The following is a 26,227-nucleotide window of genomic DNA, read 5'->3' as shown; positions in this document are numbered from 1 at the left end:
ACAAATAATTGGAAAACGGCTTGTTGACAGTGTTTCTTAATTATTAGTAGGTAGAAAGGAAGGATATGGATGTAAGCAGGCATCTTCCTTCCAACTATGCTATAATACAAGGCGAAGTAATTATGGAAGGAGCTAGACATGTGAAGACTTCGCAATCAAATGTCTGGTTTAAAGGCGCTTTTATTCTGATGTTAGCTGCCTTAATAACTAAAGTACTAAGCGCTGTATATCGAATACCGTTTCAAAATATTGTCGGTGATAAAGGATTTTATATTTATCAGCAGGTTTATCCTTTTTACGGGGTAATTATTGCTTTATCTACATATGGTTTTCCAGTAGTCCTATCAAAATTGTATATGGAAATGAAAGTAGAGGGGAACCAATCGGGTATAAATAGACTTGTGAGTTCCTCTTTTTACTTGTTTTTTCCCATAGGGATTGCTGCTTTTCTTATTTTGTTTTTCAATGCCGGAAGACTGGCTACTTGGATGGGAGATCCCTATTTAGCATCTTTGTTGAAGGTGATTTCTTTTGCATTTCTTTTTTCTCCATTGACAGCTATTTTGCGAGGAATCTTTCAAGGGGAGGGCAATATGATTCCGACAGCAGTATCACAGGTGAGTGAACAACTGCTTAGAGTTGGGATTATCTTATTTGTTGCTGTCTTTTTTTCCTATAAAAGATATTCCTTGTATGCGATTGGTTCTGGGGCTATGTTTGGTTCTGTCATAGGAGGCTTACTTTCCCTGCTAGTACTAATCTATTTTTATCGAAAAAAATCTTTTTCTCTATTCCGAGTTTCCGCCCTTTTTCACAAGGAAAATCGTCTTCTATCTAAAAGAGTAATATTTGAGGGAATCACGATTTCGATTAGTAGTATGCTATTAATATTATTGCAGCTTGCAGATTCTTTGAACTTATATGCCTTATTAATCGAAAATGGAGTCGCGGATGAAACGGCTAAAGTCATGAAAGGTATTTATGATAGAGGGCAGCCGCTCATACAAATTGGAAGTATTATATCCACATCCATGGCTTTAAGTATTGTCCCGCTTATTACAAAGAATCGGCAAAAGGAAAGTAAAAAAGATCTAATGGAGAATATTCATTTCTCTCTTTTAGTCAGTTATTTTATCGGCCTCGGTGCTACTGTAGGTTTGATCGGGATTATTAATGAGACAAACAGGATGCTTTTTGAAAATGATGCTGGGTCTCATGTCCTTGCCATTTTGTTTTTTATTATCTTCTTTAATGCCATTATTGTTACGGTAATGTCCATTCTTCAAGGGTTAGGTCATTCTTTCTATCCGGCCATTTTGATTATATTTGGTTTTATAGGGAAGTATGTTCTTAATATCTGCCTTGTTTCTTCTTATGGGATTGCAGGTGCAGCTTATGCATCGCTCATTATATTATTTATTATTTTACTTTTAATGGTGGTAAAATTGAGAAGAATAGTCAAGGAGCCAATTATTGATCTAAAGCAGATAGCAATCATTATTGGGGCGAGTTTCGTAATGTTACTTGTTCTAAAAGGATATATACCTCTTTCCTCGTTGTTGCTTGAATTTATAGAGAATAATCGCATAAAAAGTGCTATACAAGCATTATCTGGTGTTATGATAGGCGGCATCGTGTATGTGTTTCTTGTTTTGCGAGGAAATGTTTTTAAAGAGAAGGAATTACTTCTATTGCCGTTAGGAAGTAAACTAATTTGGTTTTTACCGAAAAGAAGGAAGGGAACTAAATGAAGCAAATAAAGATTATTGGATTGGGTGCAGGGGATATAAATCAACTGCCATTGGGTGTCTACCGAAGCTTAATGGATGAGAATAAAGCGGTATATGTACGGACGAAGGATCACCCGGTAATATCAACCCTTGAACAGGAAGGTGTCATGTTTTATTCATTTGATTCTATTTATGAGAAACATGATCAATTTGAAGCAGTATATAAAGAAATCGTTGCATTTCTAATAGAAAAAGCTAAAGAGACAGACGTTGTATATGCAGTTCCAGGTCATCCACTTGTTGCGGAAAAAACGGTTCAATTATTAATAGAAAAAGATAGAGAAGGAGTGGTCTCTATTGAAATAGCCGGTGGCCAAAGCTTTTTAGACAGCATTTTTCAGGCATTGCGAATCGATCCAATTGAGGGCTTTCAATTATTGGATGGAACAGACCTTGATCGCTCAAGCATTCAGCTTAGAAATCATTTAATAATTGGCCAAGTATATGATGTCTTTTCTGCATCTGAAGTGAAGCTGACGCTAATGGATATACTGCCATATGACTATCCTATTAAAATTGTAACTGCAGCAGGAAGCAGTTTGGAATGCATAAAAGAAATGGAGCTACATGAGTTAGATAGAGAGATGGACTTAAATAACCTAACGAGTGTCTATGTGCCGCCTGTTCGGGAGGAAAAGCTATTACGTAAAGAGTTTTCTCAGCTACGACGTATTATAGCGGAGCTTCGTGGACCGAACGGCTGTCCGTGGGATAAAAAACAAACACATGAAAGCTTGCGTAAGTATCTACTAGAAGAAAGCTATGAATTAATTGAGGCCATTAATGAAGGAGATATTGATCATATTATCGAAGAGCTTGGTGACGTGTTATTGCAAGTGATGCTTCACGGTCAAATAGGAGAAGATGAGGGCTACTTTTCTATTGATGATGTAATCGAGGGAATATCCGATAAGATGATTCGCAGGCATCCTCATGTATTTGGAGAGGAACAGGCGGAATCTGTCGATGATGTGATGAAGCATTGGCAAAATGCAAAGAAAAAGGAAGCAAAGAAAGAAAAGGATTCTGTGTTAGATGGAATTAATCAGGCATTACCACATTTAATGCAAGCCCACGAATTACAGAAAAAAGCGGCAAAGGTTGGCTTTGATTGGCCGGATGCAGATGGAGCTTGGGAAAAGGTAAAAGAAGAGATTCTAGAGTTTGATAAGGAAATAAAAGAGGCAAGTAATGAAGAAAGGATAGAAAGTGAATTTGGCGATGTTTTGTTCTCGCTAGTAAATATCGCTAGATTTTATAAGGTTAATCCTGAGCTTGCTATCTTGCAGACAAACAAGAAATTTATTCAGCGTTTTTCTTATATAGAAGAGAGGGTGAAGGCGTCTGGAATGGAATGGAGTCAAATGAGCTTAGAGGAATTAGATGGGTATTGGAAGGAAGCAAAGAAAAAACAACGATAAGAAGGAGCGGTTAAGATGCGACTAGATAAATTCTTGAAAATTTCACGCTTAATTAAACGAAGAACGTTAGCGAAAGAGGTAGCGGATCAGGGACGAATTTTAGTAAACGGGCTGCAGGCAAAAGCGAGCACTAATGTGAAGGTAGGAGATGAGCTTCAGGTGCGTTTTGGGCAAAAGCTAGTAACAGCAAAAGTGGAAATGCTACAGGAATCTACGAAAAAAGAAGATGCAGCAAATATGTATAAAATAATGAAAGAAGAGACCATTTCATAAGTTTAATTAGCTGTATTATTGGTAATAAAACAAGGTAGAGTTGTTTCGACTATCTTCCTTTTGAAGGCTTGTTCTAAAATAATTTTTCTTCACATATATTTGTACAAGTAGAGATTGTACTAAGTGATTGTGAGGGATAAAGATGAGCCAATATTATGATTCTAACACGACTAAAAGTAATGTAGTAGAACATGATGTAATTATGAGAGGGAGAAAGTTATTAGATATTACAGGAGTAAAGCAGGTGGAGAGCTTTGACAACGAAGAGTTCATTTTAGAAACAGTAATGGGCTTTTTATCCATTCGTGGTCAAAATCTTCAAATGAAAAATCTCGATGTGGAAAAGGGTATCGTCTCCATTAAAGGAAAAGTGTTTGATTTAGTATATGTAGACGAACAAAGTGGAGATAAGGCTAAGGGATTCTTTAGCAAGATATTCCGATGACGTTATCTACACAATTTATGACCATGCTAGCTATGGTTAGCATGGGTCTATTCTTTGGCATAAGCTTAGATACATATCAGTACTTTTTGAAAAGGCCGATAAGGAAACGAAGTATTGTTTTTATCCATGATATCCTTTTTTGGATTTTGCAAGCCCTTCTTATGTTTTATGTGCTTTTCCTAGTAAACAAAGGAGAGGTCCGCATTTATTTGGTTTTAGCTTTGCTGCTAGGATTCGCCATGTACAAAAGTTTATTTCAAGCTCTATATCTTCGATTATTAAAAGCAATTATTTCTTTTTGCATCCATTCTTATCGTTTTTTTATTAAATTGTTTATGAATATTGTATATAAGCCAATTAAATCTATCTTGCAATTGCTCTTGTCGATAATAATTACTTTAGGTAAGGGACTTATGGCACTTGTCAGTGGTATAATTAGGGTATTAAGATTTATCATAAAGATACTATTTAAACCAATTGAATGGCTTTTATCCCTATTATGGCTAATTGTGCCGAAAAAGGTTAAATTATTCGTCGAGAGAATTTCTAGTAAATTGGCAGGATATTACTTTAAAATAAAGAAATATTTGAAAGAATGGGTAGCTAATAGAAAAAAATAATGAAAGGAGGAGCCTCTATGAGTGCCATAAGAAAACCAGATATTACAACATTCCCAACAGAATATAATTTAAAGCATCAAGCGGATAGTCTCAGTGGAGCCAGAAAGAAAAAGTTATTGATGCGCAGGCTGACAACATTCTTCGTATGTGCTGCTGTTATTGGCTTTATCATGATTTCCACACTCATATCACAAAGCTCCACTTTAAACGAGAAAAGAGCAGAGAAAGAGGACTTAGATGGACAACTTGTAGCGCTAGAAAAGCAGGAAGCGGAATTAAAAGATCAAATTGCTAAATTAAATGACGAAGAGTATTTAGCTAAATTAGCTAGAAAAGATTTATTACTATCACAAGAAGGGGAAATTATTTTTAATATCCCAGAAAAAGATGCAAAAAACGCTACTGGAAAATAATAAGGTCGGCTGTAATATTGACACCCTTTTTTTCCATTCTGTATAATATAAATAAGTACGATTTTTTATATCCTTAAGGAGGCAAAACTTTTTTATGTCAATCGAAGTAGGCAGCAAGTTACAAGGAAAGGTAACAGGAATTACTAATTTTGGTGCGTTTGTTGAGCTCCCAGAAGGCGCAACAGGTCTTGTTCATATTAGTGAGGTCGCAGACAATTATGTTAAGGACATTAATGAACACCTAAAAGTAGGCGATGAAGTAGAAGTTAAAGTTATTAATGTCGAGAAAGATGGCAAAATTGGACTATCCATTAAAAAGGCGAAGGATAGACCAGAAAGACCAGAGAGACCACAATACGAACGCGGAGAAAGAAGAGAATCAAGAGGCGGCTATTCCGGTGGGAATTCTCAAAGGTCACGTAATGCAAAATCAAATGAAAATCGTGCTCCTAAAGAGAATTTCGAATCGAAAATGGCTCGTTTCTTAAAAGACAGTGAAGATCGATTAGCTTCTCTGAAAAGAAATACTGAGTCGAAACGCGGGGGAAGAGGCGCGAGACGCGGGTAACTTGCTGCTGAATAACCAATAGATAGCAGGGTTTATCGTTTATATATTCCCATAGCTTAAGCAAGCCTATTAAGGCTTGCTTTTTTGTGTTTTTGATAAAAATGGTTTATTTCCACTGATAAACTTCAGTAAGACTTTCATTTCTTGTTTGGAAGAAGAGGAAGAAAATAGGTTGGAGATCAGCTGTAATAGAAAAAGACATAAAAAAAACCACGTAAAAATTTACGTGGTTTTTTAGATAGCGGCGGAGGGGATCGAACCCCCGACCTCACGGGTATGAACCGTACGCTCTAGCCAGCTGAGCTACACCGCCATAATATTAACAAGACAATTAATATAATACAAATAAATAAATGTAATGTCAATAGGTTTTATTCATTTCATTATTTGTTGGCAAATTTATATTTTATTGTATGGCTGTATTTAAATCTTTTTACATACGTATATAAAGTGTAAAGCTGTAGGAACCACTATTATCGATGGATAACTAAAAAAACATATTGCATGAATTGACAAAAATAAGCAATAAATACAAAAAAGCAGGCAGAAGAAAATGTTTTCTTTCTCCAAACGTACTTCAGTTAAAACCACTTTTTTAATGATAGAATAGCCTCTTTTCTATAAAAGTTTTCCAAATAACGGGCAAAAAGGAATGTATCGAATTTTGTAGCTCCTTAAAAAAATGAAGGAAAGAAGTCGAGCGAAAAGCTGGAACTGCTTCGTTATTTTGACAAACTTTTAAATAGCTACCTTCTATAATGTGGAGCAACGATACTTGATAGGGAGTGGAGTGTATGGAAAAAGTAGAAAGGGATATAATCGATCCGATTGGTGAGGTTGATTTTGGGAAGTCACGGGAAAGCTTCAGCTCAATTCTTCATAAATTTAATTCAAAATTGGAGAATTTTTTTTTAGTAAAAGGCTATTTGCTTTTAATCATTGGTTTCTTGCTTGGACGAGCCTTAATATTAGGACAGCTTACTCCTTTTGCTCTTCCATTTTTTGCAGCGGTGTATTTATCAAGGAAAGATAAAGCCCCACTTGCCCTCATTGGTTTAATTGCTGGTGCGGCTACTTTAGGAATAACGGAGGCGGCTACTAATTTTGTCTTGTCTTTCTTATTCTTGATAAGCTATAAGATTATTTTGAACTGGAAAAATAAAGAACAACAACTCGTACCAGTATTTGTTTTTGGTCTTGTCTTTCTTGGTAGCTTAGTAAAAGCATATCTATTAACAAACGGTTTTACATGGTATGGAGGAATGTTATCGTTAGTAGAAGGAAGTCTTGGTTATATTCTTACATTAATCTTCTTACAAAGCTTACCATTACTCACCGTAAATAAAAGGAGACAAGCACTTAAAACAGAGGAAATTGTTTGTTTGATTATCATGCTAGCTTCTATTATGACTGGAACAATAGGATGGGCGGTCTATGGCATATCCATTGAACATATTATGTCACGTTACTTAGTATTAGTATTTTCCTTTATTGCAGGGGCAACGATTGGCTCTACAGTTGGTGTGGTAACAGGGTTAATTTTTAGCCTAGCAAGTATTTCAAGTTTCTATCATATGAGTTTGCTCGCATTTTCTGGTCTTCTAGGTGGATTACTGAAAGAAGGGAAGAAAATTGGCGTGGCATTGGGATTATTTATTGCTACTCTTCTTATTGGAATGTACGGAGAAGATGGAGGCGTATTATCTGTTTCATTAATGGAAACAACAATAGCTGTTTTTCTATTCCTTCTCACACCAAGAAGTTTAACCTCTCGAATTGCAAAACACATACCAGGAACAACAGAATATTCCCAAGAACAACAGCAATATATGAGAAAAATGAGAGATGTAACTGCCCAAAGAGTTTCTCAATTTTCTAATGTTTTTCAGGCTCTCTCCAATAGTTTTTCGTCTCCCAACATTAGTGAGATGGTGGAGGAGGAAGATAATGAGTTAGACTACTTTTTAAGTAATGTGACGGAAAAAACATGTCAGACATGTTTTCGAAAGGAATATTGCTGGGCTCGCAACTTTAATACAACCTATGATTATATGAAAGACATTATGACAGAAATGGCAGATTCAGGCGGAAATATTTCCCCCAATCTTTCGAGGGATTGGGATAAACATTGTACGAGATCGAAAAAGGTTAAGGATGCTATTCATCAGGAACTGGCACTGTACCAGGCCAACCAAAAATTAAAAAAACAGGTACAGGAAAGCAGAAAACTAGTTGCAGATCAATTACTTGGTGTATCAGAGGTTATGGGTGATTTTGCCAAAGAAATTCAAAGGGAAAGGGAAAATCATTATAAGCAGGAAGAACTAATATTAGAAGCTATTCAAGAATTTGGCATTCATATTGAAAATGTAGAGATATATAGTCTAGAACAGGGGAACGTAGATATCGATATAACCATCCCTTACAGCACTGGTTATGGTGAATGTGAGAAACTGATTGCACCGATGTTATCTGATATTCTTGGGGAAACAATTATTGTAAATAAGGAGGAGGTTGCTGAGTATTCCAATGATTATAGTCATGCAACATTCCGATCAGCCAAAGCTTATACGGTAGAAACTGGCGTTGCACATGCAGCAAAGGATGGGGGATTTATATCAGGTGATAGCTATTCAACGATTGAACTAGGTTTGGGGAAATATGCCATGGCAATAAGCGATGGAATGGGAAATGGAAAGCGTGCCCATGTAGAAAGTGAAGAGACACTACAATTATTGCAAAAAATTCTTCAATCAGGGATTGAAGAACAAGTGGCGATTAAATCGATTAATTCAATCCTTTCTTTACGAACAACAGATGAAATTTTTTCCACGTTAGATTTAGCAATGATTGATCTTCAAAATGCAGCTGTTAAATTTTTGAAGATAGGATCTACCCCAAGTTTTATTAAAAGAGGATCAAAAGTAATGAAAGTTCAGGCAAGCAATTTACCTATGGGCATTCTCCAAGAATTTGATGTAGATGTTGTTAGTGAACAATTAAAGGCTGGCGATTTGCTAATTATGATGAGTGATGGTGTTTTTGAAGGACCAAAACATGTAGAAAACTTTGAAATATGGATGAAGCGAAAAATCAAGGAGCTGAAAACAGAGAATCCCCAAGAGGTAGCAGACTTAATTATGGAGGAGGTTATACGATCTCGTTTAGGGTTAATTGAAGATGATATGACTGTTTTAGTGGCAAAGATTGATCATAATATTCCGAAGTGGGCATCTATTCCGGTAAAAGGTTTTAAGCAAGCAGCAAATTGAATTTGATAACTTATTTCCCTCCTTTTTAACAAATGAAACCTCTCCTCGGTTTCACTTCTTAAAAAGGGTATAAATTCTTCCTTTTTCGTCGAGAATGGAACTAACTCACGAAGATGGAGGGGAGATATTTATGAAAACAGGTACGTTAAAGCAGGTTCTGCTTATTACAGATGGATGTTCTAATAAAGGAGAAGATCCAATTGCGATGGCAGCGTTAGCGAATGAACAAGGAATTACGGTTAATGTCATTGGAGTAATGGAACAAGATACAATTGACGAGCAGGGGATGAAGGAAATCGAAGGCATCGCACTTTCTGGAGGTGGTGTCAGCCAAATAGTATATGCGCAGCAATTAAGTCAGACTGTCCAAATGGTTACGAAAAAAGCAATGACTCAAACACTCCAAGGTGTAGTCAATAAAGAGCTTCAGCAAATATTAGGTTCCTCGAAAACAATGGAGGATCTTCCGCCGGAAAAGCGAGGAGAAGTAATGGAGGTTGTTGACGAACTAGGAGAGACAGTTGAACTTGAAGTATTGGTATTGCTAGATACAAGCGCTAGCATGAAGCATAAACTGCCAACTGTAAAAGAGGCTTTGCTTGATTTATCTCTAAGCTTGAATGCACGTTCTGGCGAGAATCGTTATTCAGTGTTTGTATTTCCCGGGAAAAAGAAAGATGTCGAAAAATTAATGGATTGGACTCCTCGTTTAGAATCACTAACCAGTATATTTCCGAAATTATCTACAGGAGGAATTACGCCAACTGGTCCAGCTTTAAAAGAAGCAGTCTATTACTTTAAGCATAAGCGCTCATTAAGGAGCTTGATTTCAAGTGATGATGAATACTTCGAAGAGTCCATTTAAAATAAACGGCGGTACGGTAGTAAAAGGAAAGTGGCATAACAAGCAATATACCATCTTGAAGGAGCTTGGCTATGGAGCAAATGGCACTGTTTTTTTAGCAGATTCCCGAATAGGAAAAGTTGCTTTAAAATTAAGCAACAATAGCGTATCTATAACTTCCGAAGTAAATGTATTGAAGTCCTTTGCAAAGGTCCAAGGTTATAGCCTTGGACCTTCTTTAATAGATGTGGATGATTGGGTAACAAATAAGGGGAATATCTCTTTTTATGTAATGGAATACATTAATGGACCTGATTTACTCGCCTTTATTCATAATAAGGAAGGTTCATGGATTGATGTACTAATGATCCAATTATTAAAAGATTTACAAGTTCTCCATGAAAACAACTGGGTTTTTGGAGATTTGAAGCCAGAGAATCTGATTATTACAGGACCACCTACGAAAATTAGATGTATTGATGTAGGCGGAACAACGATTATTGGAAGGGCAATTAAAGAATTTACAGAGTTCTTTGATAGAGGCTACTGGGGATTGGGAACCAGAAAGGCAGAGCCGAGCTATGATTTATTTGCAGTTGCTATGATTATGCTAAATATATATCATCCAAAGCGCTTTAATAAAACAGAAGGCGGAATAAAACAGCTACAAACGATGATTCGGCAAAAAAAAGGACTTCTTCGCTATGAAGGAATTCTTATAAAAGCATTAACGGGAAAATACCAAAGTGCAAAGGAAATGCGATTTGATTTATTGAAATTAACGAATGGTGGTAACACAAGTAGAAGGAAAGTAGTAGCTGGATCTCAAGCAAATATTTCTCGACAAGTAAAAGGACAAAACCTCCAAACTTCCAATACAAGAAGCAAAATGGTTAAAAAGAAGAAAAAAGCCGGTTGGATTGAATCTATGCTTATCATTATTCTTATTTCCATTTGTTACATTTTGTATATATATGGTCAATTAACTTGAAAAGAGGAATTTTAACAATTTTAGAGAATAGTCTTTGGTATCACTTTTAAAAAAGTGATATCCTTGACTATAGTAACTACAACCTCGGATGAAAAAGTAATAACCTGAGTGTTGCTAGAATAGTGATAGTGATAAGGAAGTAATTAGAATGTTTGAGGATCAAGTTTCGAATTATCTGCAAAGAAAAAATGTGACCCTAGAAGGAAAAAAAATCTTAGTTGGAGTATCGGGTGGACCTGATTCTTTAGCGCTTCTTCATTTTTTATGGACAAAGGAAGAAGTATGGAAAATCACTGTGTATGCCGGGCATGTCGATCATATGTTTCGAGGGGAGGAGTCGCTTAAAGAGGCTGAATTTGTGAAATTATTCTGTGAAGAGAGAAATATCCCTTTTTCTTGGGAAAGAATAAATTTGCCTGAGTTTATAAATAAAACAGGGATGAATTCACAAAAAGCTGCAAGAGAATGTAGGTATTCTTTCTATGAAAAAGTGATGAGGGAAAATAACGTAGATTATTTAGCACTAGGTCATCATGGTGATGATCAAATAGAAACAATTCTGATGCGATTAACGAGAGGGAGTTCAGGTAAGGCGAGAGCTGGAATTCCTTTTATCCGTCCTTTCGGAGCAGGAAATATTATTCGTCCCTTTTTATGTTTAGAAAGGGACGACATTGAGGAATATTGTAAAGTACATAATTTAAATCCAAGAAGAGATCCAAGCAATGAAAAAGACACATACAGCCGCAATCGATATAGAAAGTATGTTGTGCCCTTTTTGAAAAAAGAAAACATACACGCGGCAAAGCATTTCCAGCGGTTTAGTGAAGAATTAGCAGACGATGAAGCTTATTTAATGGAGCAGGCAGAAGAAAGGCTTTCATTTATATTAGTCGAAAAACGAGAACAGGAAGCAGTAGTTGATATTAATCGATTTCTTTCAATAGCTATTCCTTTACAAAGAAGATGTATTCAACTAATATTAAATTATCTCTATGACGAGATGCCTATTTCATTATCCGCATTACATACTGAGCAAATGATGATATTACTTAAGAGTCCTCATTCTTCTGGAAATATTGATCTCCCGAATGGTCTGAAAGTGAAAAAGTCGTACCATTATCTTCATTTTCAGCTTAATTTTTCTCCAACAAAATCCTTTTATTATGAATTATCAAAAATGGGAGAGTTATTATTACCAAATGGGTATAATATTAAGGTAGAATATATAGACGGTGAACATCATACTGATAATCATTGTATTCTTTTGGATTCTTCTATTTCCTTCCCTCTTATTATCCGTACAAGAAGCGCTGGCGATAGAATCCATTTAAAAGGGATGGATGGTAAGAAAAAAGTGAACCGCATTTTTATCGATGAGAAGATTCCAATCCATGAAAGAGAGAATTGGCCAATTATTACGGATAGTAATGGTGAAATTCTTTGGATACCTGGACTAAAAAAATCGATATATTCTCATAGTAATACGAATAGTGGTAGTAATCTATTAATAACATATAAAAAGCAATGATCTTCTAGGGGGCACACAAGAAATGAAACACGATATTGAAAAAATATTGATATCTGAAGAAGAAATACAAGGTAAAATCAAGGATTTGGCTTTTCAACTTACAGAGGAATATCAAGATAAATTTCCTTTGGCAATTGGAGTGTTAAAAGGTGCTATGCCCTTTATGGCCGATCTTTTAAAGCGAGTGGATACATACCTAGAGATGGATTTTATGGATGTGTCAAGTTATGGTAACTCTACTGTTTCTTCTGGAGAAGTAAAAATTTTAAAAGATTTGGATACTTCTGTTGAAGGAAGAGACATACTAATTATTGAGGATATTATTGATAGTGGATTAACATTAAGTTATCTTGTAGAGTTGTTCCGTTATCGTAAAGCAAAATCAATCAAAATTGTGACTCTTCTTGATAAACCTTCTGGTAGAAAAACGGATCTTGAAGCAGATTATGTAGGATTTAACGTGCCAGACGCTTTTGTTGTGGGGTATGGATTAGACTACGCAGAAAAATATCGTAATCTACCTTATATTGGTGTTTTAAAACCGGAAGTTTATGCAAGTGATAGTAAATAAGGATAAAAGAAAGGAATTCAGATCCAGAAAGGGTAATTCCTTGAATTTACTTAATTTTCTATGTTACTATACTCTATAGTTTGTTTACCGTGGGAGGAGGTAAGGGATGAACCGTATTTTTCGTAATACCATTTTTTATTTATTAATCTTTTTAGTAATTATCGGTGTGGTTAGTTTTTTCAATGGAAATAATCAGCCTACCAAGCAATTAACATATACTGAATTAATAAATCACCTTGAAGCTGGTGATGTTGCAGAAATAACGCAGCAGCCTGAAAGAGGTGTACTTGAAGTACGAGGGAAATTAAAGGGCTACAAAGAAAATGAAACATTTGTTTCTTATGTAACAAACAATGAAACAAATGCTCAAGTGATCTTGAAAGCTGCTACAGAAGGTTCCAATATTGATGTGCAGCCAGCGCAAGAAACAAGCGGATGGATCACATTCTTTACTTCAATTATCCCGTTTGTGATTATTTTCATCTTATTTTTCTTCTTGCTCAATCAAGCCCAAGGTGGCGGCGGCGGCCGAGTAATGAACTTTGGTAAAAGTAAGGCAAAGCTTTACAATGAAGAAAAGAAAAAAGTTCGCTTTAATGATGTAGCAGGAGCCGACGAAGAAAAGCAAGAACTAGTAGAAGTTGTGGAATTCTTAAAAGATCCACGTAAATTTGCTGAGCTAGGTGCTAGAATACCAAAAGGAGTCCTTCTTAATGGACCTCCAGGAACAGGTAAAACACTACTTGCTAGAGCGGTTGCAGGAGAAGCTGGCGTACCTTTTTTCTCCATCAGTGGTTCTGACTTCGTAGAAATGTTTGTAGGGGTAGGGGCTTCACGTGTTCGTGATTTATTCGAAAATGCGAAGAAAAATGCTCCTTGTATTATCTTTATTGATGAAATAGATGCAGTTGGTCGTCAGCGTGGAGCTGGTTTAGGTGGAGGACACGATGAACGTGAACAAACCTTAAACCAATTATTAGTTGAAATGGATGGATTCGGTGCAAACGAAGGTATCATTATTATCGCTGCTACAAACCGTCCTGATATTTTAGACCCTGCATTATTACGTCCAGGTCGTTTTGACCGACAAATTACAGTTGACAGACCAGATGTTAATGGTCGTGAGGCAGTTTTACGTGTACATGCTCGTAATAAGCCTTTAGATGAGTCTGTCAATCTAAAAAGCATTGCTCAGCGTACACCAGGATTTTCTGGAGCTGATTTAGAAAATCTTCTAAATGAAGCAGCGCTTGTTGCAGCGAGAGCTGATAAGAAGAAAATTGATATGGAAGACATGGATGAGGCAACAGACCGTGTTATTGCTGGACCTTCCAAGAAAAGCCGAGTTGTTTCTAAAAAAGAAAGAAATATTGTTTCTTACCATGAAGCAGGTCATACAATTATCGGTGTTGTGTTAGATGAGGCTGATATGGTTCATAAAGTAACAATCGTACCTAGAGGTCAAGCTGGTGGGTATGCAGTTATGCTTCCTAAGGAAGATCGTTTCTTAATGACCAAGCAAGAGCTTCTTGATAAGATTACTGGATTACTTGGTGGTCGTGTGGCAGAGGATATCGTATTTGGTGAAGTAAGTACTGGAGCACATAATGATTTCCAAAGAGCTACAGGTATTGCTCGTAAGATGGTAACAGAGTATGGAATGAGTGATAAGCTTGGACCATTACAATTCGGTCAAGCACAAAGCCAAGTGTTCCTAGGTAGAGATTTAAATAATGAACAAAATTATTCTGATGCAATTGCATATGATATTGATTTAGAAATTCAACGAATCATAAAAGAGTGTTATGAAAGAGCGAAACAAATTCTTACAGAAAATCGTGAGAAGTTGAACCTAATCGCCGAAACACTTCTGGAAATAGAGACATTGGATGCTGAACAAATCAATAGCCTTTACAAAGATGGTGTCTTACCTGATCGTACGATTAAAGCTGATACGACTTTAGGTTCAGATGATGTGAAGGTAAATATTAACAAAAAAGATGACCGAAACGAGTAATTGTTCATCTAGGAAAGGGTACGCGTAAAGCGTACCCTTTTTTTGTCTGTATCGTAAAATATAAAAATAGCTTTTATAAGCAACCGTTGCTTTACACTTTGTCTCTTTCCTGTTGTGTGTTATGATATGTCCAGTATTGGAAAAGACCGTTTATTTATGGCTTTAGGAAAGTGAGTTCTTTGTATGGTGCTTTTCTAGAAAAGCACTTTCTCAGGGCTATAGAATTTAGATGATATAGTAAGCAGAGCTATATGAAATGGGATTTTACCGAATGAAATTAATAAAAAAGTGGTGACCATAATGATTTTTGTCTTTGATATTGGAAATACAAATATAGTATTAGGTGTATATGATAAGGAAGAATTAAAGCATCATTGGAGAATTGAAACGAATCGTTATAAAACGGAAGATGAATATGGTATGATTATTAAATCTTTATTCGACCATGTTGGTTTAACCTTTTCCGATATTACTGGGATCGTTATTTCATCTGTTGTTCCTCCTATCATGTTTTCTTTGGAAAGAATGTGCCAAAAGTATTTTCAGTTGAAACCGTTAGTGGTTGGTCCAGGAACGAAAACAGGTTTAAACATAAAGTATGATAATCCTAAGGAAGTAGGAGCGGACCGCATTGTCAACGCAGTCGCGGCGATACATGAATATGGAAGTCCGTTGATTGTGGTAGATTTCGGTACAGCTACAACTTTCTGCTATATAAATGAGCAAAAGCAATATATGGGTGGAGCGATAGCACCAGGAATTAATATTGCTACAGAGGCTCTGTATTCTAAAGCGGCTAAACTGCCGAGGATTGAAATCGCACGTCCTGAGGGGGTTATTGGTAAAAATACCGTTTCTGCCATGCAATCAGGGATTCTTTTCGGCTATGTAGGGCAGGTTGAAGGGATTGTTAAGAGAATGAAAGAAGAAAGTGCAGTTCAGCCTAAAGTCATTGCTACAGGAGGATTAGCAAATCTTATAGCAAAAGAATCAAACATTATTGATGAAATTGATCCGTTTCTTACATTAAAGGGATTACAGCTTATTTATAAAAAAAATAAGGATACACTAAAATAAACAGAGAAGTTCATACTTGAGCTATTTAACGGAATAATGAATCCGTTGATTAATTGCTAGAAGACAAAGGAGTAAATTATGAGTGATTATTTAGTAAAAGCGTTAGCGTTTGATGGGGAAGTTCGTGCGTATGCAGTAAGAAGTACAGAAACAGTAGGAGAAGGTCAAAGAAGACACCATACTTGGCCAACTGCTTCCGCTGCTTTAGGTAGATCTTTAACAGCAACAGCGATGCTAGGAGCTATGCTTAAAGGAGATCAAAAATTAACGGTAAAAATCAATGGTGGTGGACCAATTGGTCTTATTCTGGTAGATGGTAATGCAAAAGGAGAGGTGCGTGGATATGTTAGCAACCCTCAAGTGCATTTTGACTTAAATGAGCATGGAAAATTAGATGTAAGAAGAGCTGTTGGAACAGAAGGGACATTGTCAGTTGTAAAAGATATCGGGATGCGTGATTACTTTACAGGGCAAGTTCCAATCGTTTCTGGAGAGCTTGGAGAAGATTTTACTTATTATCTATTTAATTCTGAACAGGTACCATCTTCTGTTGGAGTAGGAGTATTAGTGAATCCAGATAATAGTATCTTGGCTGCTGGAGGTTTTATTATTCAATTAATGCCTGGTGCGCAAGATGAAACGATTACGAAGATTGAAAAACGATTGAGTGAAATTCCGCCAATATCTAAATTAATTGAAAAAGGCTTAACTCCAGAGGAACTTCTTGAAGAAATTTGTGGGCAGGACAATGTAAAAGTAATCGAAAAAATGCCCATTTCGTTTACATGTACATGCTCAAAAGAGAGATTTTCTCATGCAATAATCAGTTTAGGCCAAGCGGAAATTGAAGATATAATTAAAACAGATGGTCAAGCAGAAGTAGAATGTCATTTCTGTAATGAGAAATATATATTCGCTAAAGAAGAATTAGAAAAAATGCTAGAAGAAGCAAAGTAAGAAACTAAGATTAGGCAGTCTCAAAGAATGGTTTGCTAAAAATCATATCTGGAGGCTGTTTTTTTATGTTTATAAAGGTAGTATGGTGAACGGTGTCGTTTTATAAATAGTAAAGTAGGATAAAAACATATATTGCTGGAGGAGAGAGCGACAAAGATGCCTTTAATAGATGAGGTATTGCGAAAATTTCTACAATAACGTTGCGTATGTTTGAATGATTAATTTTCGGAAAATACAAACATATTGATTGACAAATGATGGTGTTATTTGATAAATTAATATTATAAAACCAATTAAAATACTCGGAATAATAAGGGGAGATAGAAAATGTCAAAAATCGCAAATTCTGTAGTCGATCTTATCGGTGGAACACCTATTGTTAAATTAAACCGTTTAGTAGAAGATGAGTCCAGTGCAGACGTTTATTTAAAATTAGAATACATGAACCCAGGCAGCAGTGTAAAAGACCGTATTGCGCTTGCAATGATTGAAGCAGCTGAAAAAAGTGGGGACTTAAAGGCTGGCAGCACAATTATTGAGCCTACTAGCGGAAATACAGGAATTGGTCTTGCTATGGTCGCTGCAGCAAAAGGTTATCGTGCGATTTTAGTTATGCCAGAAACAATGAGTATGGAACGCCGGAGATTATTGAAAGCTTACGGAGCTGAATTAGTATTAACACCGGGACCAGAAGGTATGGGTGGAGCTATTCGTAAAGCAGAGGAATTAGCAAAAGAAAACGGCTATTTTATCCCGCAACAATTTAAAAATATTTCTAATCCTGAAGTACATAGATTAACAACAGGACCAGAAATAATTGATGCTTTCGGTGACGAAGGTTTAGATGCGTTTATTGCTGGTATTGGTACAGGCGGAACAATCACTGGTGCTGGGGAAGTATTAAAGGAAAAATATAAAGATATCAAAATTTATGCAGTAGAGCCTGCTGATTCTCCCGTTTTATCAGGCGGTAAGCCAGGTCCTCATAAAATTCAAGGTATCGGTGCTGGGTTTGTTCCAGATATTCTAAATAGTGAAGTGTATGAAGGGATTATTCAAGTTTCGACAGAACAAGCATTTGAGTATGCTCGTCGTGCAGGGAAGGAAGAAGGCGTGTTAGGTGGTATTTCTTCTGGTGCGGCTATTTATGCCGCTTTACAAGTAGCGAAAGAGTTAGGAAAAGGGAAAAAAGTATTAGCAATTATCCCAAGTAACGGAGAACGCTACCTAAGCACACCTCTTTATCAGTTTGATGAAGAATAAGCATAAAAGTTAAAAAGTAAAATGCCTCCCTTCAAGGGGGCTTTTTTGCTTTTTTATATAAAAAGTAGTATTAAAAAATTGCGTAAATAGATACGTGATTTTTTTGTATTTTACTTTATGTATCCTGTATGATGAGAACAGATAAATGTTGAAGGAGAGAAACCTGATTGAAGAATTACAAGATATATAGTAAGACGATTTCTCTGACATATGAGCAGTTCTTTAAGCAATTTTTATCCCTTGCGGAAGGTGAATCACATTATGTTTTATTAGAAAGCGGTCGCGGTGGAAGGTATAGCATTGGTGCTTTTTCACCAGTTGTAAAAATGATCGGTAGATATCATCGTTTAGAAGTGATAGATGAGCAGGGAACTAGATTCATCAAAGGGAATCCACTTCATGCAATAAAAGAAGTAATGAATCAATATGTTGTTGAGTCTAAATCGGAGCTACCTGATTTTCAAGGGGGTGCGCTTGGGTTTATTAGTTACGATTATATTCGGTATATCGAAAAAATTCCTAACCAGACAAAGGATGACTTAAATATTCCTGATGTATTCTTTTTATTATTTGAAGAGTGGTTTACTTATGATCATGAAGAAAATAAGCTATGGATTTCTGGTTTATATGTAGAAGATCAGCTAGCTTTCATTCAGGATAAAATAAAAACCTATGCAAAGGGATGGGCAGAAGAGAATAAAACCGAATATCCGCATGGGAATATTGGGAAATCTGAGGGTCTGAAGGTATCGATTGAAGATAATGAATTCCAACAATCCGTTCGCAAGATTCAGCAATATATTTCCGCGGGAGACGCATTCCAAGTTAACTTATCCGTTCGGCAAGCCAAGCCTTTGCATGTATCTGCGCTCGAGGTCTACAGACAACTGAGGGTTTTGAATCCTTCTCCATACATGGGCTATTTCCATACACCAGAGTTTCAGTTAGTAAGTGGTTCACCAGAGCTTCTAGTTAAAAAGAAGGGACAGGAAGTGAGTACACGACCGATAGCTGGAACGCGATCACGGGGGGAAAACGATGCTGAGGATATAGCTCTTGCTAATGAATTGATGGAGAGTGAAAAAGAAAGAGCAGAGCATGTGATGCTAGTCGACCTAGAAAGAAATGATTTAGGAAGAGTATGTGCATATGGGAGTGTTCAAGTAGACGAATTTATGGTAATCGAAAAGTATTCCCATGTGATGCATATTGTATCTAATGTAAAAGGAAAGCTTTCAGAAGAAAAAGATGAGTACGATCTCATTGATAGCATGTTTCCAGGTGGAACGATTACAGGTGCACCGAAGATACGAACGATGGAAATTATTGAAGAACTAGAGCCAGTTCGACGTGGACCGTATACTGGTTCTTTAGGGTGGATTGGTTATAATCATGATGTAGAGCTAAATATTATGATACGGACGATGCTGGTGAAGGAAAACCGAGCATATGTTCAAGCCGGTGCAGGAATTGTGATCGATTCCATCCCTGCAAATGAATACAAAGAATCGATGAAAAAGGCTAGGGCACTCTGGAATGCGAAAGAATTAGCTGAAGAGAAATTGGGTGGCAGCAAATGATATATATGATTGATAACTATGATTCTTTCACTTATAACCTTGTGCAATACCTAGGATCATTAGGGCAAGAATTAAAAGTGAAAAGAAATGATGAAACCTCTTTAGAGGAAATAAAAAAAGAAAATCCGGCATATTTGATGATTTCTCCAGGACCGTGTAGTCCTAATGAAGCAGGGATAAGTTTAGAGGCAATTCAATCCTTTGCTGGTGATATGCCAATCTTTGGAGTATGTTTGGGTCATCAAGCAATTGGACAGGTTTTTGGAGGGGAGGTTGTACAAGCAGCAAATTTAATGCATGGAAAAACCTCTCTCATTTATCATGATAATAAAACGATTTTTCAAGGCTTACCTAACCCTTTTTCCGCTACACGTTATCATTCCTTGATTGTGAAAAAGGAAACATTGCCTTCTTGTTTAGAAATCTCTGCTTGGACAAAGGAAGGAGAAATCATGGGGATTAGACATAAAGAACTTCCAGTTGAAGGGGTGCAGTTTCATCCAGAATCAATTATGACAGAGATTGGTATGGAGTTATTGGAAAATTTTATTCAATATTATAAAGAAGGAAGTAAGAAATAAAATGTTTATGTACATAAATGGGCAGGTTGTTAGCGAGGAAGAAGCGGCTATCTCTGTTTTTGACCATGGCTTTATATATGGACTAGGCTTATTTGAAACATTTCGTGTATATGAGGGGCATCCTTTTCTATTAGATGACCATCTTTGCAGGTTAAATGAAGGTTTAAAAGAGATGAACATCCAATTATCTTTTGAAAGAGAAGAAGTGGTCGCTATTATTCAAAGTCTATTGAAAAAAAACAATATTAATAATGCTTATATTCGCTGGAATGTTTCAGCTGGAAATGGAATGATAGGACTTCAAACAGATCCATATTTAGAACCAAATACAATCGTGTATATAAAACCCCTTCCACCAGCAAATGGGATGCCGGAAAAAATAGGACAGGTAGTGACGATTCCAAGAAATACACCAGAAGGGGTTTTTCGCTTAAAATCTCATCATTTTTTTAATAATATCTTGGCGAAGCGAGAGATTGGTGCAGATATGACAATCGAAGGATTTTTTTTAACAAAAGAAGGCTATGTTGCTGAAGGAATAACTTCCAATCTTTTTTGGGTTATCAATGAAGTGCTTTATACTCCTAGCCTGCAAGCTGGTATATTAAATGGAATTACGAGACAGTTTGTTTTAAGCCTTGCAAAGAGCATGGGTTTAGTAGTAAAAGAGGGGATGTTTCCGTTGGTTATGCTTGCAGGTGCAGAAGAAGTATTTGCAACGAATTCTATTCAGGAAATCATCCCAATAAAAAAAATAGATGGATATGACTATAAAGGAGTAGAAGGCAAGGTTGTTGCTAAGCTTTATAAGGAATATAGAAAGCATTCCACTCAATTATGGTCGAAAGAAGAGCTAGGAGGAATAAAGGAATGATAAATAAAATAGCATGTGGTCCGTACACATTGGATTTTGAACAAAAAACAATGGTAATGGGTATTTTAAATGTAAATCCTGATTCCTTTTCTGATGGCGGTAAATTTAACAAAGTTGAAACAGCATTAAACCACGCTCGTCAGATGGTAGAGGATGGGGCGGATATTATCGATATCGGCGGAGAATCTACAAGACCTGGCTATACAGAAATTTCAATCGAAGAAGAATTAGAGCGAGTAATTCCTATTATTGAGCGATTAACGGGAGAGGTAGATGTTCCTTTATCAATTGATACATATAAAGGAGAAGTAGCGAGACAGGCTTTGCAAGCAGGAGCGCATATTATCAATGATATATGGGGAGCAAAAAGAGACCCAAAAATGGCGTCCGTTGCAGCTGAATTTCAAGCTCCAATTATTTTAATGCATAATAGGGATAATCTTAACTACTCGTCTTTTTTAGAAGAGGTAGTAGCTGACTTGCAGGATAGTATTGAGATTGCAAAGGCAGCGGGGGTCCCTTTTGATAATATTATTCTTGATCCAGGTATTGGCTTCGCGAAGGATTTAAACAGAAACATAGAAATGATGCGCGGGTTAGATAAGCTTGTTGATATGGGGTATCCTGTGCTGCTTGCAACTTCAAGAAAATCATTGATTGGGAATGTGTTAAATTTACCTGTAACGGAAAGAGTAGAAGGAACAGGGGCTACTATTTGCTATGGTATTCAAAAAGGATGCCATATTATTCGTGTCCATGATGTGAAAGAAATGACACGCATGGCTCGTATGATGGATGCTTTAATGGGAAAGGGAGAATACGGTGGATAAGATAATATTAAACCAAATGGAGTTCTATGGATATCATGGAGTATTTAAAGAAGAGAATAAGTTAGGTCAGCGTTTTATCGTAGATTTACAAGTAGAAGTGGATTTAGCGAAGGCTGGAGAAACAGATGACTTACAATATTCGGTTAATTATGGCCAGCTTTTCTTTGACGTGAAGGAAATTGTTGAAGGTAAGCCATATCAATTAATAGAAGCAGTTGCAGAAAATATAGCAAAGAAGCTTTTGGTATCTTATTCCCTTATTGAAAGTATTACCGTTCGTATTATTAAACCAGATCCTCCAATTCCAGGTCATTATAAATCGGTTGCTGTTGAAATTACGAGGAGCAGAAAAGGATGAATAATGTTTACTTATCATTAGGCTCAAATATAGGCAATCGATTGGAATACTTACGCGAGGCTGTACAAATGCTTCATAATCATAAGCAAATTAAAGTGGTAAACATTTCCTCTGTTTATGAGACCGACCCAGTAGGATATGAGGAACAAGCACTATTTTTGAATATTGTTGTACAGATTGAAACATCATTAAATCCTTCTTCGGTATTAGAGAAATGCCAAAGTATCGAAAACGAACTTGGGAGAAAAAGGATAATTCGATGGGGTCCTAGAACAATAGACCTTGACATTTTATTGTATAATCACGAAAATATAGTATCAGATAAGCTAATAATTCCACATCCGAGAATAGAAGAGCGAGCATTTGTTTTAGTTCCGCTAATAGAAATTGCTCCAGACATAAAGTTACCGAATAAATCAATGCGTTTAAAAGAAAGTTTGAAGCTTTTGCCAGATAGAGAAGGAGTAAGGGTATGGAAACAACAGAAAAATGGGGAAGACGTATTCGAGCTTTTCGAAAGCTAAAAGGATATACACAGGAAAGTCTAGCAAAAGAGCTACTTGTTTCTGTTTCTATTTTAGGGGAGATTGAACGAGGTAATCGTATGCCTTCGGAAGAGATGATTGATTCTATTGTAGGTGTGCTAAAGATAACAAGAGAAGAATTAGATCCACATCAAAGTAAATAAGCACTGCCCATCAAGGAGGTAAAAGTTTGTTTAAAATAGGAAATGTTGAAATAAGCAACCGTGTTGTACTTGCACCAATGGCAGGAATTTCAAATTCTGCATTTCGTTTAACAGTGAAAGAATTTGGAGCTGGTCTTGTTTGTGCGGAGATGATAAGTGATAAAGGGATTGTTTTAAAGAATAAGAAAACGATGGATATGCTTTATATAGACGAGCGGGAAAACCCATTAAGCTTACAAATTTTTGGTGGAGAAAAAGAAACGCTAGTGGAAGCGGCACAATTTGTTGATAAAAATACCAATGCGGATATTATCGATATTAATATGGGCTGTCCTGTGCCGAAGATTACAAAATGTGATGCGGGTGCTAGATGGTTGTTGGATCCAGATAAAATCTATGATATGGTTTCTGCGGTTGTAGAAAATGTAGATAAACCAGTAACGGTCAAAATGCGTATGGGATGGGATGAAGACCATATATATGCGGTTAGAAATGCTCAGGCGGTTGAAAAGGCAGGCGGAGCAGCCGTTGCATTGCATGGTCGCACGCGTGTTCAATTATATGAAGGAACAGCAAATTGGGATATTATCCGTGAAGTAAAACAATCGATTAATATTCCTTTATTGGGAAATGGCGATGTGAAAACACCCCTAGATGCGAAAAAAATGTTAGATGAGACGGGCTGTGATGGGGTAATGATTGGGAGAGCAGCACTAGGGAATCCGTGGATGATTTATAGTACAGTTAAGTATTTAGAAACTGGAAAATTAGTGGGTGATCCATCTGTTCGCGAGAAGATAGATGTGTGTATTCTTCATCTGGATCGTTTAATTAGCCTAAAAGGTGAGTATGTAGCAGTTAGAGAAATGCGAAAACATGCTGCGTGGTACTTAAAAGGTATAAAAGGAAATGCAAAAGCAAGGACTGCGGTTAATCAATGTGAAACAAGAGAGCAGTTAGTAACATTATTAAATGCACTAGTATTAGAAGTGGAAGCGAAAGAACAAACCGAAATCCAAGTAGGTTAATTTTTAAGGTAACTGTTTAAATTTCCTGTAATATGTGCAAAAATAAAGCTGTTGGATAAAAATCTGACAGTTTTTTTTCTTTTTTAGTGTCTGTAAACGTGACATTGTGTAGAATAATAAAGTATGTATAAAATTGAACGATTCCTTTTTTAGGTGATCATACATAAAAAGATAGTGGAGATGATTAAGCATGAGTCATGATGAATTAAACTTAAATGACCAATTACTAGTGAGACGTAACAAAATGAATGAGTTACGCGAACAAGGAATAGATCCGTTTGGTAAACGTTTTGATAGAACTCATTTATCTGAAGGGTTAAAAAAACAATATGAATCTCTAGAGAAAGAAGAGCTAGAGGAAAAAAATATTACTGTAACAATTGCTGGTAGAGTAATGACGAAAAGAGGAAAAGGAAAAGCAGGGTTTGCTCATATTCAAGATCTTGAAGGACAAATTCAACTATATGTTCGTAAAGACAATGTAGGAGAAGAGCAATATGCTATTTTCAACGCTGTAGACTTAGGAGATATCGTTGGTGTTGAGGGTGTTTTATTTAAAACAAATGTAGGGGAGCTTTCCGTTAAAGTAAAAGATTTCACGCTACTTACAAAAGCGTTGCGCCCGTTACCGGATAAATTCCATGGTTTAAAAGATATTGAACAACGTTATCGTCAACGTTATTTAGATTTAATTTCAAGTGAAGAAAGTAAGCATACATTTATTCTTCGCAGTAAAATTATTCAATCTATGCGCCGTTATTTAGACAGCCACGGTTATTTAGAAGTAGAAACACCGATGATGCATTCCATTGCAGGAGGAGCATCTGCACGTCCTTTTATAACACATCATAATGCGTTAGATATGCCTTTATATATGCGTATAGCTATTGAACTTCACCTTAAAAGATTAATAGTTGGTGGGTTAGAAAAAGTATATGAAATTGGTCGTGTATTCCGTAATGAAGGTGTATCAACAAGACATAATCCAGAATTTACAATGATTGAGCTTTATGAAGCATATGCTGATTATCGTGATATTATGAGTCTTACAGAAAATTTAGTAGCTCATATTGCACAAGAAATCCATGGTTCTACTACAGTAGCATATGGAGATTATCAAGTCGATTTGAAGCCAGAATGGACAAGACTTCATATGGTAGATGCAATTAAGCAATACACAGGTGTAGATTTCTGGCCGGAGATGAGTGTAGAAGAGGCAAGAAAATTAGCTAAAGAGAATAATATAGAGATTAATGATAATATGACATATGGCCATATTGTTAATGAGTTCTTCGAGCAAAGAGTAGAAGAAAAATTAATTCAGCCTACATTCATTTACGGACATCCGTTAGAAATTTCGCCATTAGCGAAGAAGAATGAGGAAGACCCTCGTTTTACAGATCGATTTGAATTATTCATCGTAGGAAGAGAGCATGCGAATGCCTTCACTGAATTAAATGATCCAATTGATCAAAGAGAAAGATTTGAAGCACAATTAAAAGAGCGTGAGCAAGGAAATGATGAAGCACACTTAATGGATGAGGATTTTGTAGAGGCTTTAGAATATGGAATGCCTCCTACAGGTGGGTTAGGAATCGGCATTGACCGTCTTGTTATGCTGTTAACTAATTCTCCTTCTATAAGAGACGTGTTATTATTCCCGTTAATGAGACATCGTTAATACAGAGACGTGGTACCTGCAGAAAGGTACCACGTTTTTTATTTTCTTTAAATAGTTGTTATGTTCGACTTCTAATATCTATTGATTCGCACAATGTCATGTAATAGAAGTGGTAGGGGTAGTGCGGGTTAGGGAAGAGGTAAGGAGTCAAATTAAAGTAGACAATACACTATAGAAGATAGTAAAAGCGAAGGGGGGGGTTAAGAGCGGTATTTGTAGAGTATTTACTGTTATTTTAAAAGATTTATAAGAATTAACGTGTAATCAAATAATAAGAATATTTTTTCTTTTAAAAAGTAGTTGCATAGAGTATGAAACGGTGGTATATTAATATTCGTTGCTGAAACAAGCAATGATGAAAGAAAAAAGAAATTTAAAAAAATGTTGACTTCGAGAATGACTTCTGATAATATTAAAAAGTCGCCGATGACGACGTGAAACAAATTGCTCTTTGAAAACTGAACAAACAAACGTCAACAATAATCGTTTTATAACGAATGTTATAGAATGACAACAAGTAATAAAAAGCTAGAGTTTAGCAATGAGCTAATCAA

25 protein-coding genes and 1 tRNA gene are annotated in these 26,227 nt (G+C 36.2%); 25 read left to right on the top strand and 1 reads right to left on the bottom strand.

Annotated elements, in window-relative coordinates; all coding sequences use genetic code 11:
• Positions 1–140 precede the first annotated feature (140 nt).
• From ACTQ5K_RS17075 to ACTQ5K_RS17045, 7 genes are all read left to right on the top strand, one after another.
• Complete coding sequence (locus ACTQ5K_RS17075) at positions 141–1,751, top strand: putative polysaccharide biosynthesis protein (RefSeq protein WP_081836616.1); 1,611 nt, start codon at positions 141–143, stop codon at positions 1,749–1,751.
• Complete coding sequence (mazG, locus tag ACTQ5K_RS17070; RefSeq protein WP_031537136.1) at positions 1,748–3,211, top strand: nucleoside triphosphate pyrophosphohydrolase; 1,464 nt, start codon at positions 1,748–1,750, stop codon at positions 3,209–3,211. The genes ACTQ5K_RS17075 and mazG overlap by 4 nt, the downstream gene beginning before the upstream one ends.
• A gap of 15 nt (positions 3,212–3,226) precedes the next feature.
• Positions 3,227–3,484, top strand: coding sequence for an RNA-binding S4 domain-containing protein (locus ACTQ5K_RS17065; RefSeq protein ID WP_031537137.1), 258 nt, complete (start codon positions 3,227–3,229; stop codon positions 3,482–3,484).
• A gap of 142 nt (positions 3,485–3,626) precedes the next feature.
• The gene (gene yabP / locus ACTQ5K_RS17060; RefSeq protein ID WP_031537138.1) at positions 3,627–3,929 is read left to right on the top strand and encodes a sporulation protein YabP; all 303 of its coding nucleotides are present in this window, start codon (positions 3,627–3,629) and stop codon (positions 3,927–3,929) included.
• On the top strand, positions 3,926–4,549 hold the full coding sequence (gene yabQ, locus ACTQ5K_RS17055; protein ID WP_031537139.1) for a spore cortex biosynthesis protein YabQ: 624 nt from the start codon (positions 3,926–3,928) through the stop codon (positions 4,547–4,549). The genes yabP and yabQ overlap by 4 nt, the downstream gene beginning before the upstream one ends.
• Positions 4,550–4,566: 17 nt before the next feature.
• Positions 4,567–4,962, top strand: coding sequence for an FtsB family cell division protein (locus tag ACTQ5K_RS17050; protein WP_031537140.1), 396 nt, complete (start codon positions 4,567–4,569; stop codon positions 4,960–4,962).
• 94 nt (positions 4,963–5,056) lie between these two features.
• A complete protein-coding gene (locus tag ACTQ5K_RS17045; RefSeq protein WP_031537141.1) occupies positions 5,057–5,530 on the top strand; it encodes a S1 domain-containing RNA-binding protein in 474 nt (157 codons plus the stop codon).
• Between the two features lie 239 nt (positions 5,531–5,769).
• Here ACTQ5K_RS17045 and ACTQ5K_RS17040 read toward each other — a convergent pair.
• Positions 5,770–5,843: transfer RNA gene (locus ACTQ5K_RS17040), tRNA-Met, on the bottom strand.
• 481 nt (positions 5,844–6,324) lie between these two features.
• Between ACTQ5K_RS17040 and spoIIE the strand changes: the two genes are divergently transcribed.
• The 18 genes from spoIIE to lysS all read left to right on the top strand — a co-directional run bounded on the left by spoIIE (position 6,325) and on the right by lysS (position 25,673).
• Entirely contained in the window at positions 6,325–8,802 is a 2,478-nt protein-coding gene (spoIIE, locus tag ACTQ5K_RS17035; RefSeq protein ID WP_031537142.1) for a stage II sporulation protein E, read from the top strand.
• 130 nt (positions 8,803–8,932) lie between these two features.
• Entirely contained in the window at positions 8,933–9,667 is a 735-nt protein-coding gene (locus ACTQ5K_RS17030) for a vWA domain-containing protein (RefSeq protein WP_031537143.1), read from the top strand.
• Positions 9,636–10,637, top strand: a complete 1,002-nt coding sequence (locus tag ACTQ5K_RS17025; RefSeq protein ID WP_031537144.1) for a protein kinase domain-containing protein — start codon at positions 9,636–9,638, stop codon at positions 10,635–10,637. Before ACTQ5K_RS17030 ends, ACTQ5K_RS17025 begins: the two co-directional genes overlap by 32 nt.
• A gap of 148 nt (positions 10,638–10,785) precedes the next feature.
• The gene (tilS, locus tag ACTQ5K_RS17020) at positions 10,786–12,168 is read left to right on the top strand and encodes a tRNA lysidine(34) synthetase TilS (protein ID WP_048719103.1); all 1,383 of its coding nucleotides are present in this window, start codon (positions 10,786–10,788) and stop codon (positions 12,166–12,168) included.
• Positions 12,169–12,190: 22 nt separating this feature from the next.
• A complete protein-coding gene (gene hpt / locus ACTQ5K_RS17015; RefSeq protein ID WP_048719106.1) occupies positions 12,191–12,739 on the top strand; it encodes a hypoxanthine phosphoribosyltransferase in 549 nt (182 codons plus the stop codon).
• A 106-nt stretch (positions 12,740–12,845) separates the two neighbouring features.
• Positions 12,846–14,756: an ATP-dependent zinc metalloprotease FtsH gene (ftsH, locus tag ACTQ5K_RS17010; RefSeq protein ID WP_048719108.1), complete on the top strand. Its 1,911-nt coding sequence runs from the start codon at positions 12,846–12,848 to the stop codon at positions 14,754–14,756.
• 300 nt (positions 14,757–15,056) lie between these two features.
• Positions 15,057–15,833 (top strand): type III pantothenate kinase, encoded by a 777-nt coding sequence (locus ACTQ5K_RS17005; protein WP_031537148.1) that lies wholly within the window; start codon positions 15,057–15,059, stop codon positions 15,831–15,833.
• Positions 15,834–15,911: 78 nt separating this feature from the next.
• Complete coding sequence (hslO, locus tag ACTQ5K_RS17000; protein ID WP_048718397.1) at positions 15,912–16,790, top strand: Hsp33 family molecular chaperone HslO; 879 nt, start codon at positions 15,912–15,914, stop codon at positions 16,788–16,790.
• A gap of 327 nt (positions 16,791–17,117) precedes the next feature.
• The gene (cysK, locus tag ACTQ5K_RS16995) at positions 17,118–18,053 is read left to right on the top strand and encodes a cysteine synthase A (RefSeq protein WP_031537151.1); all 936 of its coding nucleotides are present in this window, start codon (positions 17,118–17,120) and stop codon (positions 18,051–18,053) included.
• Positions 18,054–18,220: 167 nt separating this feature from the next.
• Positions 18,221–19,633, top strand: coding sequence for an anthranilate synthase component I family protein (locus tag ACTQ5K_RS16990; RefSeq protein WP_035416381.1), 1,413 nt, complete (start codon positions 18,221–18,223; stop codon positions 19,631–19,633).
• Positions 19,630–20,214, top strand: coding sequence for an aminodeoxychorismate/anthranilate synthase component II (pabA, locus tag ACTQ5K_RS16985; protein ID WP_031537153.1), 585 nt, complete (start codon positions 19,630–19,632; stop codon positions 20,212–20,214). The genes ACTQ5K_RS16990 and pabA overlap by 4 nt, the downstream gene beginning before the upstream one ends.
• 1 nt (position 20,215) lies before the next feature.
• Positions 20,216–21,088 (top strand): aminodeoxychorismate lyase, encoded by an 873-nt coding sequence (gene pabC / locus ACTQ5K_RS16980; RefSeq protein ID WP_031537154.1) that lies wholly within the window; start codon positions 20,216–20,218, stop codon positions 21,086–21,088.
• Positions 21,085–21,918 carry a dihydropteroate synthase gene (folP, locus tag ACTQ5K_RS16975; protein WP_031537155.1) on the top strand — a complete coding sequence of 278 codons (834 nt, stop codon included), beginning with the start codon at positions 21,085–21,087 and terminating at the stop codon, positions 21,916–21,918. The genes pabC and folP overlap by 4 nt, the downstream gene beginning before the upstream one ends.
• Entirely contained in the window at positions 21,911–22,276 is a 366-nt protein-coding gene (folB, locus tag ACTQ5K_RS16970) for a dihydroneopterin aldolase (protein WP_031537157.1), read from the top strand. The genes folP and folB overlap by 8 nt, the downstream gene beginning before the upstream one ends.
• Positions 22,273–22,800: a 2-amino-4-hydroxy-6-hydroxymethyldihydropteridine diphosphokinase gene (gene folK, locus ACTQ5K_RS16965; RefSeq protein ID WP_031537158.1), complete on the top strand. Its 528-nt coding sequence runs from the start codon at positions 22,273–22,275 to the stop codon at positions 22,798–22,800. The genes folB and folK overlap by 4 nt, the downstream gene beginning before the upstream one ends.
• Positions 22,749–22,964 (top strand): helix-turn-helix domain-containing protein, encoded by a 216-nt coding sequence (locus tag ACTQ5K_RS16960; RefSeq protein ID WP_031537159.1) that lies wholly within the window; start codon positions 22,749–22,751, stop codon positions 22,962–22,964. The genes folK and ACTQ5K_RS16960 overlap by 52 nt, the downstream gene beginning before the upstream one ends.
• A 26-nt stretch (positions 22,965–22,990) precedes the next feature.
• Positions 22,991–23,992: a tRNA dihydrouridine synthase DusB gene (dusB, locus tag ACTQ5K_RS16955; RefSeq protein ID WP_031537160.1), complete on the top strand. Its 1,002-nt coding sequence runs from the start codon at positions 22,991–22,993 to the stop codon at positions 23,990–23,992.
• Positions 23,993–24,182: 190 nt separating this feature from the next.
• Positions 24,183–25,673, top strand: coding sequence for a lysine--tRNA ligase (gene lysS / locus ACTQ5K_RS16950; RefSeq protein WP_031537161.1), 1,491 nt, complete (start codon positions 24,183–24,185; stop codon positions 25,671–25,673).
• Positions 25,674–26,227: the final 554 nt, after the last annotated feature.

It is taken from the genome of Niallia sp. Sow4_A1, from assembly GCF_052116745.1.
Taxonomy (GTDB): domain Bacteria; phylum Bacillota; class Bacilli; order Bacillales; family Cytobacillaceae; genus Niallia; species Niallia hominis.
Note: the sequence above shows the minus strand (reverse complement) of the source record. Positions and strands in the feature narration are given on the sequence as shown.